Origin of the sequence: Agrobacterium sp. NPDC090283, from assembly GCF_044769685.1 — a bacterium.
Lineage (GTDB): Bacteria > Pseudomonadota > Alphaproteobacteria > Rhizobiales > Rhizobiaceae > Agrobacterium.
This window is the reverse complement of sequence record NZ_JBIVYG010000004.1, coordinates 291,682-309,193: the sequence shown is the minus strand read 5'-3', so window position 1 is coordinate 309,193 and position 17,512 is coordinate 291,682. Positions and strand designations below refer to the sequence as shown.

Annotated in this window: 19 protein-coding genes; all 19 read right to left on the bottom strand. The window is 59.6% G+C overall.

Annotation, left to right across the window (positions count from 1 at the left end; genetic code table 11):
- Nucleotides 1-26: 26 nt before the first annotated feature.
- Nucleotides 27-1,205 carry a phosphoserine transaminase gene (locus ACIQUH_RS08800; RefSeq protein ID WP_400813784.1) on the bottom strand — a complete coding sequence of 393 codons (1,179 nt, stop codon included), beginning with the start codon at nt 1,203-1,205 and terminating at the stop codon, nt 27-29.
- A 212-nt stretch (nt 1,206-1,417) separates the two neighbouring features.
- Complete coding sequence (locus ACIQUH_RS08795; RefSeq protein ID WP_400813782.1) at nt 1,418-2,263, bottom strand: outer membrane protein; 846 nt, start codon at nt 2,261-2,263, stop codon at nt 1,418-1,420.
- Between the two features lie 188 nt (nt 2,264-2,451).
- A complete protein-coding gene (glmM, locus tag ACIQUH_RS08790) occupies nt 2,452-3,804 on the bottom strand; it encodes a phosphoglucosamine mutase (RefSeq protein WP_003523248.1) in 1,353 nt (450 codons plus the stop codon).
- A gap of 189 nt (nt 3,805-3,993) precedes the next feature.
- Nucleotides 3,994-5,940 carry an ATP-dependent zinc metalloprotease FtsH gene (gene ftsH, locus ACIQUH_RS08785; protein ID WP_400813778.1) on the bottom strand — a complete coding sequence of 649 codons (1,947 nt, stop codon included), beginning with the start codon at nt 5,938-5,940 and terminating at the stop codon, nt 3,994-3,996.
- Between the two features lie 154 nt (nt 5,941-6,094).
- Entirely contained in the window at nt 6,095-7,432 is a 1,338-nt protein-coding gene (tilS, locus tag ACIQUH_RS08780; protein ID WP_400813776.1) for a tRNA lysidine(34) synthetase TilS, read from the bottom strand.
- 27 nt (nt 7,433-7,459) lie between these two features.
- A complete protein-coding gene (gene ybgF / locus ACIQUH_RS08775; protein WP_400813773.1) occupies nt 7,460-8,470 on the bottom strand; it encodes a tol-pal system protein YbgF in 1,011 nt (336 codons plus the stop codon).
- A 158-nt stretch (nt 8,471-8,628) separates the two neighbouring features.
- A complete protein-coding gene (gene pal, locus ACIQUH_RS08770; RefSeq protein WP_003506243.1) occupies nt 8,629-9,162 on the bottom strand; it encodes a peptidoglycan-associated lipoprotein Pal in 534 nt (177 codons plus the stop codon).
- Between the two features lie 211 nt (nt 9,163-9,373).
- On the bottom strand, nt 9,374-10,681 hold the full coding sequence (gene tolB, locus ACIQUH_RS08765; RefSeq protein WP_400813768.1) for a Tol-Pal system beta propeller repeat protein TolB: 1,308 nt from the start codon (nt 10,679-10,681) through the stop codon (nt 9,374-9,376).
- Between the two features lie 20 nt (nt 10,682-10,701).
- A complete protein-coding gene (locus ACIQUH_RS08760) occupies nt 10,702-11,871 on the bottom strand; it encodes a hypothetical protein (protein ID WP_400813765.1) in 1,170 nt (389 codons plus the stop codon).
- 9 nt (nt 11,872-11,880) lie between these two features.
- Nucleotides 11,881-12,339 (bottom strand): protein TolR, encoded by a 459-nt coding sequence (gene tolR / locus ACIQUH_RS08755; RefSeq protein ID WP_003523240.1) that lies wholly within the window; start codon nt 12,337-12,339, stop codon nt 11,881-11,883.
- Between the two features lie 52 nt (nt 12,340-12,391).
- Entirely contained in the window at nt 12,392-13,111 is a 720-nt protein-coding gene (gene tolQ, locus ACIQUH_RS08750) for a protein TolQ (protein WP_003523238.1), read from the bottom strand.
- Between the two features lie 261 nt (nt 13,112-13,372).
- Nucleotides 13,373-13,813: a tol-pal system-associated acyl-CoA thioesterase gene (ybgC, locus tag ACIQUH_RS08745; protein WP_065656478.1), complete on the bottom strand. Its 441-nt coding sequence runs from the start codon at nt 13,811-13,813 to the stop codon at nt 13,373-13,375.
- Nucleotides 13,810-14,346 carry an NUDIX hydrolase gene (locus tag ACIQUH_RS08740; RefSeq protein ID WP_400813761.1) on the bottom strand — a complete coding sequence of 179 codons (537 nt, stop codon included), beginning with the start codon at nt 14,344-14,346 and terminating at the stop codon, nt 13,810-13,812. Before ACIQUH_RS08740 ends, ybgC begins: the two co-directional genes overlap by 4 nt.
- The gene (locus tag ACIQUH_RS08735; RefSeq protein WP_400813759.1) at nt 14,343-14,867 is read right to left on the bottom strand and encodes an NUDIX hydrolase; all 525 of its coding nucleotides are present in this window, start codon (nt 14,865-14,867) and stop codon (nt 14,343-14,345) included. The genes ACIQUH_RS08740 and ACIQUH_RS08735 overlap by 4 nt, the downstream gene beginning before the upstream one ends.
- Complete coding sequence (locus tag ACIQUH_RS08730; protein ID WP_400813757.1) at nt 14,864-15,445, bottom strand: DinB family protein; 582 nt, start codon at nt 15,443-15,445, stop codon at nt 14,864-14,866. The genes ACIQUH_RS08735 and ACIQUH_RS08730 overlap by 4 nt, the downstream gene beginning before the upstream one ends.
- Before the next feature lie 36 nt (nt 15,446-15,481).
- Nucleotides 15,482-15,700: a DUF2945 domain-containing protein gene (locus tag ACIQUH_RS08725; RefSeq protein WP_400813755.1), complete on the bottom strand. Its 219-nt coding sequence runs from the start codon at nt 15,698-15,700 to the stop codon at nt 15,482-15,484.
- Between the two features lie 52 nt (nt 15,701-15,752).
- Complete coding sequence (ruvB, locus tag ACIQUH_RS08720; RefSeq protein WP_003523226.1) at nt 15,753-16,793, bottom strand: Holliday junction branch migration DNA helicase RuvB; 1,041 nt, start codon at nt 16,791-16,793, stop codon at nt 15,753-15,755.
- Nucleotides 16,790-17,188 (bottom strand): PIN domain-containing protein, encoded by a 399-nt coding sequence (locus ACIQUH_RS08715; RefSeq protein WP_400813751.1) that lies wholly within the window; start codon nt 17,186-17,188, stop codon nt 16,790-16,792. Before ACIQUH_RS08715 ends, ruvB begins: the two co-directional genes overlap by 4 nt.
- Nucleotides 17,185-17,466, bottom strand: coding sequence for an AbrB/MazE/SpoVT family DNA-binding domain-containing protein (locus tag ACIQUH_RS08710; RefSeq protein WP_400813749.1), 282 nt, complete (start codon nt 17,464-17,466; stop codon nt 17,185-17,187). Before ACIQUH_RS08710 ends, ACIQUH_RS08715 begins: the two co-directional genes overlap by 4 nt.
- Nucleotides 17,467-17,512: the final 46 nt, after the last annotated feature.

Sequence of the window (17,512 nt, the reverse complement as noted above, 5' to 3'; positions counted from 1 at the left end):
GCATCAGCGCAGGGCCGGTATCAAAATCAGGCGGCAGCCTTGGAAAGTGCTGCCTTCTGCGTCTGGTAGGCCCAGGCGAGCCAGGGCATGACGGCTTCCATATCGGCCGTCTCAATGGTGGCGCCGGCCCAAATGCGCAGGCCGGACGGTGCGTCACGGTAAGCGCCGATATCGAGGGCGACATTTTCCTTTTCGAGCAGGGCGACGACACCCTTGGCGAAATCGGCCTGTGCAGCCGCGTCCAGCGCCTGAACTTCGGGATCGACGATCTTCAGGCAGACGGAGGTGTTGGAGCGGGTTTCCGGCTTGACGGCCAGATTGGCGATCCAGCTGTTCTTCTCGATGAAGTCGTAGATGACCTTGGCATTGGCATCGGCACGGCCGATCAGCGCCTTGAGGCCACCAAGATTTTTGGCCCACAGCAGCGCGTCGATATAATCTTCAACGCAGAGCATGGACGGCGTGTTGATGGTTTCGCCGGTGAAGATACCTTCGATCAGCTTACCGCCGGAGACCATGCGGAAGATTTTCGGCAGCGGCCATGCCGGTGCGTAGCTCAAGAGACGCTCAACGGCGCGCGGCGACAGGATGATGACGCCATGGCCGCCCTCACCGCCCAGAACCTTCTGCCAGGAGAAGGTGACGACGTCGAGCTTCGTAAAGTCCATCTCCTGTGCGAAGGCCGCCGAGGTGGCGTCGCAGATGGTCAGGCCCTTGCGGTCGGCAGGGATGAAATCGGCATTGGGAACGCGAACGCCAGAAGTCGTGCCGTTCCAGGTGAAAACCACGTCGCGGTCGAAATCGACTTCGGCAAGGTTCGGCAGCAGACCGTAATCGGCCTCGAACTTACGGACGTCCTTCAGCTTCAGCTGCTTGACGACGTCGGTGACCCAGCCGGCACCGAAGCTTTCCCAGGCGAGCATATCGACGCCGCGTTCGCCGAGCAGCGACCAGAGCGCCATTTCAACGGCGCCGGTGTCGGATGCGGGAACGATACCGATACGATAATCGGCGGGAACGTTCAGAATTTCACGGGTGAGATCAATGGCCTGCTTCAGCTTGGCTTTGCCAACCTTGGCGCGATGCGAGCGACCGAGCGGCGCATCGGAGAGAGCATCTAGCGACCAACCGGGACGCTTCGAGCAGGGACCAGAGGAAAAATGCGTATTGCCCGGACGGACGTCCGGCTTCACTATATCTGTCATTTAACTACCCTTTCAGATAGGCGCCTCTCGTTAGGGAGAGGTGTCCTGACGCCGTTGCTATTCCTGTCGCCGATCCCAGTCAAGCGGAATATGTCGCTACGCAGAAGAATTTTGGTCCATATGCGTCATGCGCCGCGTCAGGTGCCGGTAAAACAAAACCGCCCGCACCCGGAGGATGCGGACGGTTTGAAACTACCAGCTAGGCGTGACGTTTATTTATAAACGGCAGGCTGCAGCGGAATATCGGCGGGCGGCATATATTGTGCGGTATCGCAGCCGTTGAAGACATAACGGCCACCGACGCGCACTTCGTGCGAATAGAGACCCTTGTCACGGCCCGGACCGCCGCCATTCTCATAAGCGAACATGTCGCCCTTATTGATGTGGCGGAAACGATAGCCGATATCGGCCTTCAGGTTACAGGTGACATCGATGGATGCGCCGGCCATCAGAGCGTAGGCGAAGCGCCACTTGCCCTTGCCGCCATGTTCGGTGGTCGGGTCGCAGCCAAGGCCATTGGTGCTGCACGAGGTATTGCGCAGCTTGTCCCACTTGACATAGGAGCCGCCGATACCACCACCAACATAAGGTGTGACACGGCCATAGGTGCCAAGATCAACATAGGCGTTCGCCATCAGCGTATAGGCACGCAGCGAGCTGAGATCCGTTGAAACGCAGGGACCGCTGACCGAACCGCAACCACCCACCGTCGAGCCACGGAAATCCGACTTGCCCATGTAGTCGAAGGTCACGTCGCTACGGAAATAGTTGTTGAACTGATAACCGACACCGGCACCGATGACATAGCTGTCCTTGATCTTCGCGGTTTCGAAATCCGCGAGATAACCACCCGGACCACCCTGATAATAATGGGCGCCGCGCAGCTTGTTGAAGGAATAACCGACATCGCCGCGCAGATACCAGCCGCTTGCCTGGGTGATCGCGACTTCGGGGGCCTCAACATAGGCGGGTGCGGGCTCGGCTTGATAAAGATCGGCAGCGATAGCGCTGGTACCGGTCAGCAGGACGGCCAGAAATCCGGCCAGGGCGTTTTTCATGACTTCCACTCCAGAAGAGGCACGTGCGGTTTCGGCAGCAGATGCCAGTGAACTGTTCAGTGATGGAGATTGACGTAAAATGGTTAAGTCCCGATTAACCACGATCATTCACTATATTTATTAGGAAATACTCAAAGAAAAAGCCGGCTGGACAGCCGGCTTCTTTAAGGCATTACTAACGCTGCGGCTTATGCGGCCGAGCGGGCATTGGCAATAACACCGACGAGATCGTTGACGATCTGCTCCACCTTCGCGCTATCGTCGCCCTCCGCCATGACGCGGATCAGCGGCTCCGTACCCGAAGGGCGAATGACAAGGCGGCCATTATTGGCCAGGGCACTTTCCGCATCCGCGATCGCCTGCTGCACGACGGGATTTTCCAGCGGCTTGCCACCGGAGATACGGACGTTCTTCAAAAGCTGCGGCACCGGCTCGAACTTGCGGCAGACTTCGCTGACCGTAAGACCGGAGCGCTTGACCTTGGCGAGAACCTGCAAGGCCGCAACAAGGCCATCGCCCGTCGTGCCGTAATCCGACAGCACGATATGGCCGGACTGCTCTCCGCCGACATTGAAATTGTGATTGCGCATATGCTCGACGACATAACGGTCGCCGACCTTGGTGCGGGCAAGGGTAAGGCCCTTGTCACCGAGGAAACGTTCCAGGCCGAGATTGGACATGACGGTCGCCACGATGCCGCCGCCGCGCAGCGTGTTGTCAGCGGCCCAGCTATCGGCGATGACGGCCATCAGCTGGTCGCCATCAACGATCTCGCCGCGCTCGTCGACGATGATGACGCGGTCCGCATCGCCATCGAGCGCGATGCCGATATCGGCCCGCACTTCATGCACCTTCTTCTGCAGCGCTTCCGGGTGGGTGGAGCCGCATTCGAGGTTGATATTGATGCCGTTCGGCTCATTGCCGATGGTGACGACTTCCGCACCGAGTTCCCAGAGCGCCGCGGGAGCCACCTTGTAGGCAGCGCCATTGGCGCAATCGATGGCGATCCGCAATCCGCTCAGCGTCACATCGCGCGGCAGGGTGCGTTTGACGAACTCGATATAACGGTAGATGTCGCCATCCACGCGCTTGGCGCGACCGATCTCGCTCGGCTTGGCAAGCTGCGCATAGATATCCTTGTCGAGAAGATCCTCAATCTCCAGTTCCAGCTCGTCGGAGAGCTTGTAACCATCCGGTCCGAAAAGCTTGATGCCATTGTCGGAGAAGGGATTGTGCGAGGCCGAGATCATCACGCCGATATCGGCGCGCAGCGAGCGGGTCAACATGGCGACGGCGGGCGTCGGAATGGGGCCGAGCAGGAAGACATCGAGGCCGGCCGCGGTGAAACCGGCGACCAGCGCGTTCTCCAGCATGTAGCCCGAAAGGCGCGTATCCTTGCCGATCACCACACGATGGCGATGATGGCCACGGCGGAAGATCGTCCCGACCGCAATGCCCACACGCATCGCCAGATCAGGCGTCATGGGAAAGACGTTCGATTGTCCGCGGATACCATCGGTTCCGAAATAACGGCGTGCCATTTGAACTCCAAATCTCTCGGGCATTCCGGCAAAAGCTGAAAACAGCCGGAAGCGTTTTTGGCTAGATGCCACAAACAACGATAAACAGCACGTAAATTAGCGCAAAAATGGCTTATATCTTGTTACCAAAATGAAAAGGCCATCCGGAGAACCGGATGGCCTTTTACAATTTTCAGCTTGTGCGGGCGATCAGTGCGGCTGCGGCTCCATGCCGCCTTCCGCCTCGCCATCGCCCTTCGCTTCGCTCGGGCCGTCCTTCTTGGTGCCTGCCTTCGGAACCGCAGAACCACGGCTGCCCGGAGAATCGTCGCCCAGATCGCGGGCGGGCTTTTCGCCCTTCAGCAGGGCCTTGATCTCGTCGCCCGTCAGGGTTTCGTATTCAAGCAGACCCTCTGCAATCGCAACGAAACCATCGTGGTTTTCCGTCAGGATGCGGCGAGCCTCGGCATAAGCCTCATCGATCAGGCGGCGAACTTCGGTGTCGATCGTCTGGGCCGTCGCTTCGGACACATTCTTCGACTGCGAGACGGAATGGCCGAGGAAAACTTCCTGCTGGTTTTCACCATAGGAGACCTGACCGAGCGCATCGGAGAAGCCCCATTGCGTGACCATGGCACGGGCTAGCTTGGTGGCCTGCTCGATATCCGAGGACGCGCCGGAGGTGATGTTTTCCTTGCCGAAGGTCAGTTCTTCGGCAACGCGGCCACCCATCATGATGACGAGACGCGACACCATCCACTTGTAGCTCATGGAATAGCGGTCGCCTTCCGGCAGCTGCATGACCATGCCGAGCGCACGGCCGCGCGGGATGATCGTCGCCTTGTGCAACGGATCGGCCACGGCAACCTTCAGCGCGGTGATGGCATGGCCGGCCTCATGATAGGCAGTCAACTTCTTTTCGGCCTCGGTCATGGCGGAGGAGCGGCGTTCCGCACCCATCATGATCTTGTCCTTGGCGTCTTCGAATTCTTGCATGGTGACCACCCGCTTGTTGCGGCGGGCGGCCATCAGGGCTGCTTCGTTAACGAGGTTCATCAGATCCGCGCCCGAAAAACCGGGTGTGCCGCGGGCCAGAACCTTGAGGTCGACATTCGGCGCCAGCGGCACGTTGCGGATATGCACCTTGAGGATACGCTCGCGGCCGACAATATCAGGGTTCGGCACAACGACCTGACGGTCGAAACGGCCGGGACGCAGAAGTGCGGGGTCGAGAACATCCGGACGGTTGGTGGCGGCAATGAGGATGATGCCTTCATTCGCCTCGAAACCGTCCATCTCGACCAGCAGCTGGTTCAGCGTCTGTTCGCGTTCATCGTTACCGCCGCCGAGACCGGCGCCACGATGGCGGCCGACGGCGTCGATTTCGTCGATGAAGATGATGCAGGGCGCATTCTTCTTGGCCTGCTCGAACATGTCACGCACGCGGCTTGCGCCGACGCCGACGAACATTTCCACGAAATCCGAACCGGAAATGGTGAAGAACGGCACATTGGCTTCACCGGCGACGGAGCGCGCCAGAAGGGTTTTACCCGTGCCGGGCGGACCGACGAGCAGCACGCCGCGCGGAATTTTACCGCCGAGGCGCTGGAATTTCTGCGGATCGCGCAGGAATTCCACGATTTCCTCGAGATCCTGCTTGGCCTCGTCCACGCCTGCAACGTCATCAAACGTCACGCGGCCATGGGCTTCCGTCAGAAGCTTGGCCTTGGATTTGCCAAAGCCCATCGCACCACGCGAGCCGCCCTGCATCTGCCGCATGAAGAACAGCCAGACGCCAAGGATGAGGAACATCGGCAGAAGCGTGCCGAGATAGCTCAGGAAGCCTGAGGAACCGTCGCTTTCGGGACGCGCCACGATGGTGACGTTCTTGCTCTGCAAGCGCTCCATCAGGCTGTCGTCGATAACGGGGGAATAGGTCTGAAAGGCCGTGCCGTTTTCGGTATAGGTTCCGAGAACCCGGTTACCGGTGACGGTCACGTCGCGAACTCGCCCGGAATCCACATCGCGAAGAAACTGGGAATACGGGATTTCCCGCGAACCCGTTTGCGTCGGCGACGTCTGGAACATGCTGAACAATGCGATCAGCAAGAGGGCAATCACGGCCCACAAGGCGAAATTTCTGAAATTTGGGTTCATCGAACTCCCCGAACTCACACGGGCATATCTGCTGCCCGCTCTTACGTGCCCCTAACATAAGGACGACATATGCCGTTGCCAAGGCAAAGCGCATTATCTGATGCGTTTTGGTGTAAAAACTATTCCATGGCAATTCACGAAAACGAGGCCGGATTTAAACCGGGGGCTGTGGATAGGCCGCCCGTCCGAATAAATTGGCGATTGCATTCGCCAACTCAAGGTCGAAACGCGGCAGGAAAAGATCGAAAGGTGCGAGCCTCGGCGTAACGGTGACGGCCTCCTTCAGCAAAACCGGCCCATCCGCCGCTGCGGCAATTTGCGGCAGACCCGCCATCGCCTGTTTCGCCACCCCGGCCGGTACTGACGGAAAAAGCGCGGCCGCTTCCGCAGCATCGCCAGCCCCGCGCGCTTCGGCATGGAGTGGAAAAGCCGATCCGTTCTTCACCAGGAAACGATCGTCCCACAGTCCTTGGTCATTTGCGCCAATATGAAGCTCCGGCAGGTTTCGCTGCTCGCGAAACATATAAAGCCCGTCCCGCCGGCGATCGAGCAGGACGCGACCGACCGTCAGTCGCCCGCTTTCAGCCGTTTTGAGAAACCGCAAAACGCGCTCCATGCTGCTTGCCCCCGGAAAATATGCCCTTCCGCCAAGGGTGGCGATCAGCGCCGCCAGCCCATGCCGGAACTCGGGACGATCGGATGTGACGCCATCGCCGGCCAATCTGGCAAGAGCGGCATGGAAGACCCGCGTATGATCGCGCAGGAAAGCGGCCGTTGTTTCGGAAAGCGCCTGTCTTTTGAGAGAGGTTTCTGCATCGACCCGCGCGGGGGAAACGGGAAGCGCCTGCCGTATACGCACCCTCTCATATCGGATGTTCTCATTGCTCGGATCGTCAAACCAACCGCGCGAGCGGGAAGACACATAGTCGCGGATCGCCTGCCTCTCACACATCAGGAACGGCCGCATGACCCAGTGGCGGCTATCGTATAAGACCGCATCCGCCATGCCGGAGAGACCGAGATTGTCAGAGCCGCCGCTGCGGGCGGCACGCATCGCCACGGTTTCGCGCTGGTCGCCGACGGTATGTCCCGTCACGACAAGATCAGCGCCGGTCTCGCGGGCGACTTCGGCAATCAGACTGTAGCGGGCAAGCCGGGAGGCTTCGGAGAGGCCGGAGGCCGGTTTGGCGCCGTCCCATCGGCGGGTGACGTGTGGGATGCCAAGTTCAGCGCAAAGCATCGCCACCTTGCGCGCCTCATCGGCGGATTCCGCTCTCAGCGCATGGTCGACCGTGACGGCGGAAAGGCGCAAGCCATCCCGATCCATCTCCGCCATTGCCTCATGCAATGCCAGCAACAGACCGGTGGAATCACTGCCTCCGGAGATTGCGACTAGGATATGGGCGGGTGCGTGGAGATTTTTGACAAAAGACCTCGCCGCTTCAAGCGGCGCAACAATCTTTTCGTTCAGAATGCGGGCATCAACCGGCATGGAAATACCCGCCATCGCAGGGGAAAATCAGCAGCTCAGCCGTTTCTGTTCGCTCGCAACCTTGCTCAGCACGGTCTTCGAAGCATTGGGATAACGCTTCGGCACCTCGCGCAGCGTGGCGCAGGCTGTTTCGGTATTGTCGAGAGCAGCAAGCGACATGCCGAGCTTCATCAGCATTTCCGGCGCCTTCGGAGATTTGCCATAAGCCTGATGGCCGTTCAGGAAGGTCTTTGCGGCCTCATTGAACTTGCCCTGGGAATATTGCGCCTCGCCCAGCCAGAAGCTCGCATCCGCGGCCTTCGTGCCCTTGGGATAACCCTGCAAATACTGCTGGAAACCCTGTTCCGCCAGTTTGTAGTCCCCGGAAAGCACATGGCCATAAGCGGCCTGATAGATATCGCCTTCGCTGGTCAGAGCCGCCGTATTGACCGGATCGGTCTTGCGGGTGCCGTTACCGGTGGTGACGCCCGGAAGGTTGCCGGAGGAATTGTTGGCGCCCTGGTTCAGCGTGCCGCCAACCGGCATGCCCTTGGAATCAAGCTCGATGGAGCCAAGCGTCGTTTCTCCCGGCGCGCCCGTCGGGGCGCTGGAGGACGCAGGCGGAGAAACGGAAGCGCCACCCTCGGGTGGCGTTTCGATGATCGTTGCAACGTCGTCGGTCGGCGGCGTGACCGGATTGACCGGACTGGCTTCCGCCTTCTTTTTCGGTGCAGCGGTCGGGCTTGCACCCTTGCCACCGCCGCTTTCCAGTTCCTGGAAGCGGAACTCGTTGTCTTCCTGCGCCTTGCGGATCGTTTCCTGCATCTGCAGAAGCTGGAAGCTCATTTCTTCGATACGGCCGTTGAGCTGCCGGATCTGCTCTTCAAGCTGCTGAACCTTATAGGCTTCATTGGCCTGAACCCGTACAATCGGGGGCTGCTGAGAGTTGATCGTGCCGAAGCTACCCCCCGCACCGAACAGCGGACCCGAAACGGCGATGCCGCTCAAGCCGGTGCAGGCTGCAAGCCCCAGCATTCCCGCCACGACAAGTTTCTTCATCTCATTCGTCCTGCCTTAACTGATTTGCACCGGAATGGCGCAAGCCGGATTTTTTCCATATCAACCGAAAAAGCAACTTAACTTCGGCCAAACTATGAAAAAAACAAAAGGCGGCCCGAAGACCGCCTCTCATTCACGTTCACAATAACGTCAGGCAATCACATGCCCGCGCCACCGAGAACCGTCACGGCGCGGCGGTTCTGCGACCAGCAGGAAATGTCGTCGCAAACCGCGACCGGCTTTTCCTTGCCGTAGGAGATCGTCTTCATGCGGTTTGCCGGCACGCCCTGGGAAGCCAGGAAGTCACGGGTTGCAGCCGCACGACGGGCGCCGAGAGCCAGGTTGTATTCACGCGTACCGCGTTCGTCGGCATGGCCTTCGACGGTGATGGCGTAGTTCGGGTAACGGGCCAGCCACTGGGCCTGGCGCTGCAGGGTCTGCTGGGCGTCGGCGCGGATCGAGGTGGAGTCGGTGTCAAAGAAGATGCGGTCGCCGACATTGACCGTGAAGTCCTGCTGGGAGCCCGGCGTTGCGGAGCCCGCGCCACCGAGGCCGAGTTCACCGGCGCTGTTCGGCATGTTCTTCTTGTTCGCGCAGCCTGCAAGAGCAAGCGCGAGCGTCATGGCGATGACAGCCGGGTTACGGGCCAGTTTCTGCATGGGGCTGAGTGCCGAAATGTGTGTACGGCTCATCGCCGGTCTCTCCTTAGGATTTCAATAACGTTGCCGGACACTAACGGATCGCGGTTAATAGCCGGCAAACGCTTATGGTTAACAGAAAGGAAATGTCCCACTTTTTTGCTCCCTCACAACACTTTGCGGCAAGAAAGAGGCGCACTTCCCCATGGTATCAAGTAAAACACAACGGCGCCGGTTCATGCCGGCGCCGCCATGGCAGTCCATATCAGTCCAGAAGCGGCGACCATGCCGGATCCGAAGCAAATGTCGGCGTCTTGATGAGCTGTTCGTTATAGCCCGTCAGGTCGATCGAATAGAGCTGCGGACCGCCCGCACCGGCGTTCTGACGGAAGAACATCAGCACGCGGCCGTTCGGCGCCCAGGTCGGGCCTTCATTGTGGAAACCGCTGGTCAGGATGCGCTCGCCCGAACCGTCGGTCTTCATCACGCCGATCGAGAACTTGCCACCCGACTGCTTGGTGAAGGCGATCAGATCGCCGCGCGGCGACCAGACCGGCGTGGAATAGGAACCATCGCCGAAGGAAACGCGCTGCTGGCCGGAACCATCGGCATTCATCACATAGATCTGCTGGCGGCCGCCTCGGTCGCTTTCAAAGGCGACGCGCTGTCCGTCCGGCGAATAGGAAGGCGCGGTATCGATCGCCGCCGTATTCGTCAGGCGTGTCGTGGTGCGCGAGCGCAGGTCCATGGTGTAGATATTGGCGTTGCCATCCTGCTGAAGGCTCATGATGACCTTCTGACCATCCGGCGAGAAGCGCGGCGAGAAGGTCATGCCGGGGAAGTTACCGACGACTTCACGCTGTCCGGTTTCCAGCTGCAGCAGGTAAACGCGCGGCTGCTGGCCTTCGAAGGACATGTAGGTGACTTCCTGACGGTTGGGCGAGAAACGCGGCGTCAGAACGATGTCGTTCGAGTTGGTGAGGTTGCGGACGTTGAAACCGTCCTGATCCATGATCGACAGCTGACGCTTGCGGGCTGTCTTCGGGCCGCTTTCGGAGACGAAAACGACGCGGGTGTCGAAATAGCCCTTTTCACCGGTAATACGCTCATAAATGGCGTCCGCGATGATATGGGCCACACGGCGCCAGTTTTCCGGCTGGGTAAAGAATTGCTGGCCGGTCATCTGCTGATTGGCGAACGTATCCCAAAGACGGAATTCGGCGCGCAGGCGGCCATCGCTTTCACGCGTGACACGGCCGGTCACGAGCGCCTGAGCGTTGATGACCTTCCAGTCTTCGAAACGCGGCTGCTGATCCGGATTGCTGATCTTTTCGATGAAGGCGTTCTTGTTGACCGGCGCGAAAAGACCGGAACGCTGCAGGTCGGCGGCAATGACCGCGGAAACCTGCGCGCCAATGCCGTCGCTCGACATGAAGTCGGTGATGGCGATGGGCAGCGGCTCGACATTGCCCTTGTTGATGTTGATTTCCACCCGCGCAAAAGCCGGTGCGGAGAAAACCGACATGAGGGCCGCGACAGCGAGCACCAGCCGGATCGGCGAAAATATCTTCATGTTGCCAGGCCTTTCAGCATTCATAGCAATTCACTGGGATCGAAGTTCACGACAACTTCGTTCCATGCGTCATATTTGTCGGCAGGAAGGTTGGTGAACGGAGCAGAACGCATGATGGCGCGATAGGCTCCGCCGGAAAGAGCACGACGCGTCCCTTCGGAACCGCCGGTCGCCTCGATCTCGGGCCGACCGATGATGGTTCCATCACGGTCGAGCTTCATGGTGACCCGGACGCGAACGTCCGAGGCATCCGCCATGCCGGGGATGATTTGCCAGTTCTTCTGGATCGCACCGCGCAGCGCATCCATTTCCGTCTGGCTGAGCGTCGAACCGCCCGTCGTCTTCTTGCCGCCAAGCGAGGCCTGCTGGGTGGAGCGCTTGGCGCCGCCGCCCGAGGGCGCCTGCTTGTTCAAAAGCGCGGCGATATCGTCAGCGTTGAAGTCGCTTTCCTTCGAGGAAGCCGATTTCGCAGTCTCCTGCTTCTTCTCGCCGGGCTTCTTGTCGGAAGGCTTGTCCGTGGACTTCGCCTGATCGGGCTTGGTCTCGGCCGGTTTTTCCGCGGGCTTCTGCTCGGCAGGCTTGGTCTCAGCCTGCTTCGGCTCTTCCGGCTTTGGCGGCTCGGGACGGGAATTCGGACGCGGCACGTTCTGCGGCACGGGGATTTCGGCCGGCTCCTGCTGCGCGGGTGGCGGCTCTTCGGCCTTGGTCTCCTGCGGCGGCGGTTCCGTCTTCGGCTGCGGCGCGATCTCGGGCTTGGTCTGCGGCAAGGCGGCCATTTCCTGCGGCTTCGGAGCCGAGGTCTCTTCCTTGACGATTTCCTTTACCTCATTCGCCTTGGTGTCGACGACGGGTTGCGGCTTTTCCTGCTTTGGCGGAGCGGCCGCGCTGAGATTGTCATTGGGCTTGGTGGTCGGGGTCGGCGGCGCTTCGATATCGGCTGTGTTGTTGCCGACATTCTGGGCGTTTTCGACAATATCCGGCCGCGTGGTCGGGACCGGGGCTGACTTCTCCGCTTTCGGCGCGTTCTTGTCGCCCTGCTGGATCTGGCTCAGCTCCTCGATGGGCACCAGTTCCACAGGCAGGGCTTCGGCCTGCGACACGTCAAGCGGCTCCGGCGAGCCCAGGGAAACGAGGGCGAAAGCCAGAAGCGACGCATGCACGATCGCGGATGTGGTAAGGCTGCCCTTCATCGTTTTACGTCAATTGTCCTGTTTCTGCTGGGTCACAAGGCCGATATTCTTGAAGCCCGCCGCCTGGATACGCGCCATCACATCGGCAACGACGCCGTAAGCGGCAACGGAATCCGCGCGCACGAAGATACGCTCGTTATAACCTGTCGTGGCGATCGCCTGCAGCTTGTCGGCCACTTCGGCCGCCTGGATTTCTGTTTCCTGCAAATGGATCTGGCCATTGGCATTAACGGAAATCGTGATCGGCTGTGTATCCGAATTCAGCGCATTGGCGGATGTCTGCGGCAGATCGATCGGCACGCCGACCGTCATCATCGGCGCGGCCACCATGAAGATGATAAGCAACACGAGCATGACGTCGACCAGCGGCGTCACGTTGATCTCGCTGATCGCCCCGCCCCTGCGCCGTCCGCCGCGCCCCCGGCGTCCACCGGAACCGCCGCCGCTGCCACCTGCTGACATACCCATACCATCTACTCCATTTTGCCTTGCGGCAAATTACTGCACAGCATGCGGCCGCTTACTGGGCGGCCTGCCGCGTCTGAAGTTTTTCATCGATCTGGCGCGACAGGATCGCGGAGAACTCGTCGGCGAAACCTTCCATGCGGGCGGAAAGCTTGTGCGCGTCGGCCGTGAACTTGTTGTAGGCGATAACCGCGGGGATAGCCGCGACAAGGCCGATGGCCGTTGCCAGAAGCGCTTCGGCGATACCCGGCGCCACGACCGCAAGGTTGGTGGACTTCGAACCGGCGATCGCCTGGAACGAGGTCATGATACCCACAACCGTACCGAAGAGGCCGATGAAGGGACCGGCCGAACCAATGGTGGCGAGCGAACCGAGGCGCGCCTCGTATTGTTCGCTTTCACGCGCCATGGTCACGTCCATCGCCCGGTCGATACGCATCTGCAGACCGATGGGCGAGCGTGCGCCGCGCTCGAAGGATTTCTTCCATTCGCGCATGGCGGAAACGAAAATTGCCGCAAGACCGCCATTCTGGCGTTCCGCCAGCGTGCGATAAAGCTCTTCGAGCGACTGGCCCGACCAGAAGACCTGTTCGAACTGGTCGAACTGGCGTCTTGCCTTGCCGAAGCTCACATATTTGTCGAAGACGATCGCCCACGTCCAGACCGAGGCGGCGATAAGTCCGATCATCACGAGCTTCACGATGAGGCCCGCCTGCATAAACAGTGCCCAGAGACTTACATCGTGCGTCGCCGCTGCCAAACCTGCCTGTTCCATAAATATCCAATCCCCGAATCCAAACGCCCGGTACGGGACCGGGCGATTCAAACGCGTGTTAACGCTCGAAGTCCTGCGGCAACAGCCGCCAACCCCTTAGCCATACCCCGATACTTGCCAGTAAGCCTTACTTGCCAATAAATTTGGTGAAAGGAAGGCGTGCGCCGCACAAATGCCAGTTGCTAAAGTAAGACACCATTATGGTTAAAGGAGTGTTACAGCAGGGCCACGCCGGATGGATTTACTGGATGCGGCCGCCAATTACTTCAGGAATTTTTCCGCGACCGTCTCCGGAAGCCGCCTCGGGCGACCATTGGCGTTGATGACGGCGATGATGACCTTGGCGGCGACCAGCAAGGTTTCGCCGCGCCGGATTTCCTGATTGAGCACCATTTTCGCGCCGCCGGCTTTCTCGGTGATGGTGGTGATCGTCAAGACGTCATCCATCCGCGCCGGGCTTTTGAAATCGATCTCCATGCGATGCACGACGAAGACCAGACCTTCCTCGTCAGCGGTCAGAAGCGCGCTTTGTTCGCAGCCGAGGCAGCGCAGGTAGTCGGTTCGGCCGCGTTCGAGAAAATGCAGATAGCGGGCGTGATAAACGAGGCCGGAAAAATCCGTATCCTCGTAATAGACGCGCTGTGTGAGGCGGTGGCCATGTTCGATAAGCTCACCCGAAAGCGAAACCACAAGCTCGCTCATATTGTCTCCTTGAGAATTGCGGCTACATCGGAACGTCCTTCGCGGACGATAAGATGCTCATGCCGTTGCGGCAGCGCCTCGATACGCTCCGCGATGAAACGGGGCCTCAGATCGCTCTTCAGAAGCGCGGAAGGCTGCGCGGGCAACCAGCGGAACTCCACTTCGACGCCATCCAGCACCCGATGCACGATATCGCTTTCATGGAACGGCAGGGGCTGGCGAAGCGAAACGAGATAATAAAATCCGAGCTCATGCGCCGCAAAATCGTCATAGGCGAAAAAATTTTCGGCCGACCAGAGTAGACGCTCGACCGAACAATCCCGGTCAAGCTCCTCGCCGATCTCGCGGATAATGGTTTCCTGCGAACTCTCGCCGATTTCGGCCCGCCCGCCGGGCAAGGCCCAGTAACTGTCCTTCGCGGCGCGCTGGACAAGAACATGACCGTTCTGAAAGATCAGCGCCGCCACGCGCATGCTGAAAAGCTGCGGTTTCCGGTCCAGCCGGATCATGTGGCGTTCAGGGGCAGAGGTCATTTATCGTCCAGATCGCCGTCATGCCAGACGAGGTGTCTCGTGGCCTTCGGCAGGTGCTCTATTTCGTCGGCGATGAAATAGGGCGGAATATCAAGCTCCGTCAATGCCTGCCGCGTCGCCGCAACCCAGCGGAACTCCAGTTCGTTGTCGCCGTCCTGAACGCGGTGAATGATATCGGTCGGATGAAAAGCCAGCGTCTCCGGCAGGTCCATCAGGTAATAAAATCCGAGCTCGTGCCAGTCCTTGCCTTCATAATGGAAAAAATTTTCGACCGCCCATAAAAGCCGCCCGACCCTGGCCTCGACGCCAAGCTCTTCCACCATTTCGCGCGCCAGCGTTTCTTCGGAGCGTTCGCCCATTTCGGCACGGCCACCCGGAAAGGTCCAGAATTTTTCATGCGACGCCCGATGCACCAGCACGTGACCATCGCGAAACACCAGTCCCGCCACCCGCATCTGGAAAATGCGCTTCGGCTTGAACTTGATGCGGATGCGGGTGTCCTGCTTGGTATCGTGTGTCATGGTGCTGGCCTGCGGGCTGGAAACATCAAATCGGTCTCCGTCCATCCTAACGCATCCATCGCGTCTTTTCTCGCCTTTGCGTCATCTCCCACAATGAATTCATCCAGTTGCGGTGGCTTGACTGCGGTGCCGGACAACATCGCATGCGCCTGCCCGCGATGATGCGTCTGGTGCTGGAAGAGATGCGACAGAACATCGTCGCAGCGATCCTGCTGGATGCGCGCGCCGCGATGGATATTGACGGCGGCGGCGAGGCCGTCTTCATCGAGACTGTCGACAAATGCGATCAGCACCTCGTCCAATTCCGTCTGGGCGACACGCAGATCCGCCATGGTGGCGAAAGGCTCCTCTTCCGCAAAAGCCGCAAGGCCGAGTGTGCCGCTCTGCAGGGCATCGATATAAAACCGGTCGACGGTGTAGATGTGGTTCAGCGTCGCGCGCAGCGTCGGAAAGAAACTGACACGGGAGGCGACGAACGCGTCCTGCGAAAGCTGAAGACAGGCCTGATGCAGCCGAAAATTGGCCAGCCGGTTGTTGCGCGCGAGTTTGCGGAAGACCCGCAGCGGATCGTAAGACATGAAGGTTCCTCCATTGCCGCCGAAGGACGGCGTCGTTCAATCGACGCGCTCAAGCTCCGATCTGCTTTTCAGAACCTTCGCGCCGTCTTCCTGTTCGATCAGATAGGCAGGCTCCCGCCTACTCGCTTTCCGCTTTATGGTGGAGCCGGAAATGATGCGTTCGACATCATCCGTGAAAGTCTCGACGATTTTACCTTCACCGGTGCCACTGCCCCAGTTCCACCGGACCTTCGTGCCCTTGCGATACACCGACATGATCATCTCCGTGCCAAAGACGATCAAATGCCAACGCACCGGGCTTGTTCCCTCAATCCTCCTCCAGCGTCAGCCGGAACTGCGCCGCCTCGATATCCTTCGGCGGCTGCATGCCCAGATGTTTCCAGGCCGTGCCGGTCAGAATGCGGCCGCGCGGCGTGCGCTGGATGAAGCCCTGCTGGATCATATAGGGTTCGATAATATCCTCGATCGCATCGCGCGGTTCCGAAAGGCCGGCGGCGATGGTTTCGATGCCAACCGGGCCTCCGCCGAAATTGACCGCGATCATGGTCAGATAACGCATGTCGAGCTGGTCGAGGCCCATTTTGTCGACCAGAAGCCGCGTCAAAGCCTCGTCGGCGATCTCACGGGTCACGGCTTCCGCCCGCGCCACCTCGGCGAAATCGCGCACGCGGCGCAATAGCCGTCCGGCGATACGCGGCGTGCCGCGGGCACGCCTTGCCACCTCGCGCGCGCCCTCGTCGGTCATGTTCAGCCCCATCAGCCGCGCGCCGCGCCGGACGATGAGTTCCAGCTCATCGACCGTGTAGAAAGCCAACCGGACGGGAATGCCGAAACGGTCCCGCAGCGGCGTCGTCAAAAGCCCAAGACGGGTGGTCGCGGCCACAAGGGTGAATTTGGAAAGATCGATCTTCACCGAGCGCGCCGCCGGTCCTTCGCCGATGATGAGGTCGAGCTGGAAATCCTCCATTGCCGGATAGAGAATTTCTTCCACCGCCGGATTGAGGCGGTGGATTTCATCGATGAAGAGCACGTCGCGCTCCTCGAGGTTGGTTAAAAGTGCGGCGAGATCGCCCGCCTTGGCGATGACGGGGCCGGAGGTGGATTTGAAGTTGACGCCAAGTTCCTTGGCCATGATCTGCGCCAGCGTGGTCTTGCCGAGACCGGGCGGGCCGACGAACAACACGTGATCCAGCGCTTCGCCACGGTTCTTGGCCGCCTCGATAAATACCTTGAGATTGGCGCGGGCCTCCGCCTGGCCGGTAAAATCGTCCAGCGATTGCGGGCGCAGGGTGGTGTCGATGTCCTCACCGCGCTTTTCGGGGGTAATCAGCCTTGCCGCATCGCTCATGTCAGAAGTTCCATTCCGGGTATGTCTTTTGCTGCGGTTCTATCGAAAGTAACAGTCGAGCGGCATCCTGCCCTGGCGCCGCACCAGAATACCAGATAGTCGGCAATATCGGCTTTCGGGCTTTTATGGTCATTGAGAAGCGCGTCCAACTCCTCGGTATGTTCAACAACCAGCCCTTCGGCCTCAAGCAGCGCCTTCACCGTATCACGCACATCCGCCGCCGGAAAATTCAGGCGTTTCCGTAAAATCCAGACAGTTTCTGCAAGCGTTACGGCGCTAATATACGCAGGATCATCGGCCGTCCGTTCGGAAAGGAAGCGTCTGGCGATTGCATTTTGCGGGTCATCATCATTGACCAAAAAGCGCATCAACACATTTGTATCGATACCGATCATCGGTCGCCTTCAGACCATTCCCGCCTGATCCGCTCATCATCTTCGGAAACGGCGTCCATGATTGCCTCGTCCATCGCTTCTAACGACAGTCGGGCGCCATTCGGCGGCTTGCCGAGTATGCCGGCCAAATCCGCAAGCTTTTTATTTTTCGGAACAGCCACAACTTGCCCGTTGCGTATCGTAACGTAGAAACGCGTCCCCGGGGTAAGTTTCAGCTCGTCCCGGATTTCCTTCGGTATGGTCAACTGACCTTTGGAGGTCATCGTCGTGATACCCATTTTCTTACGACCTCACTTTTTTCTTACTGTCTATAATCTAGTAAGA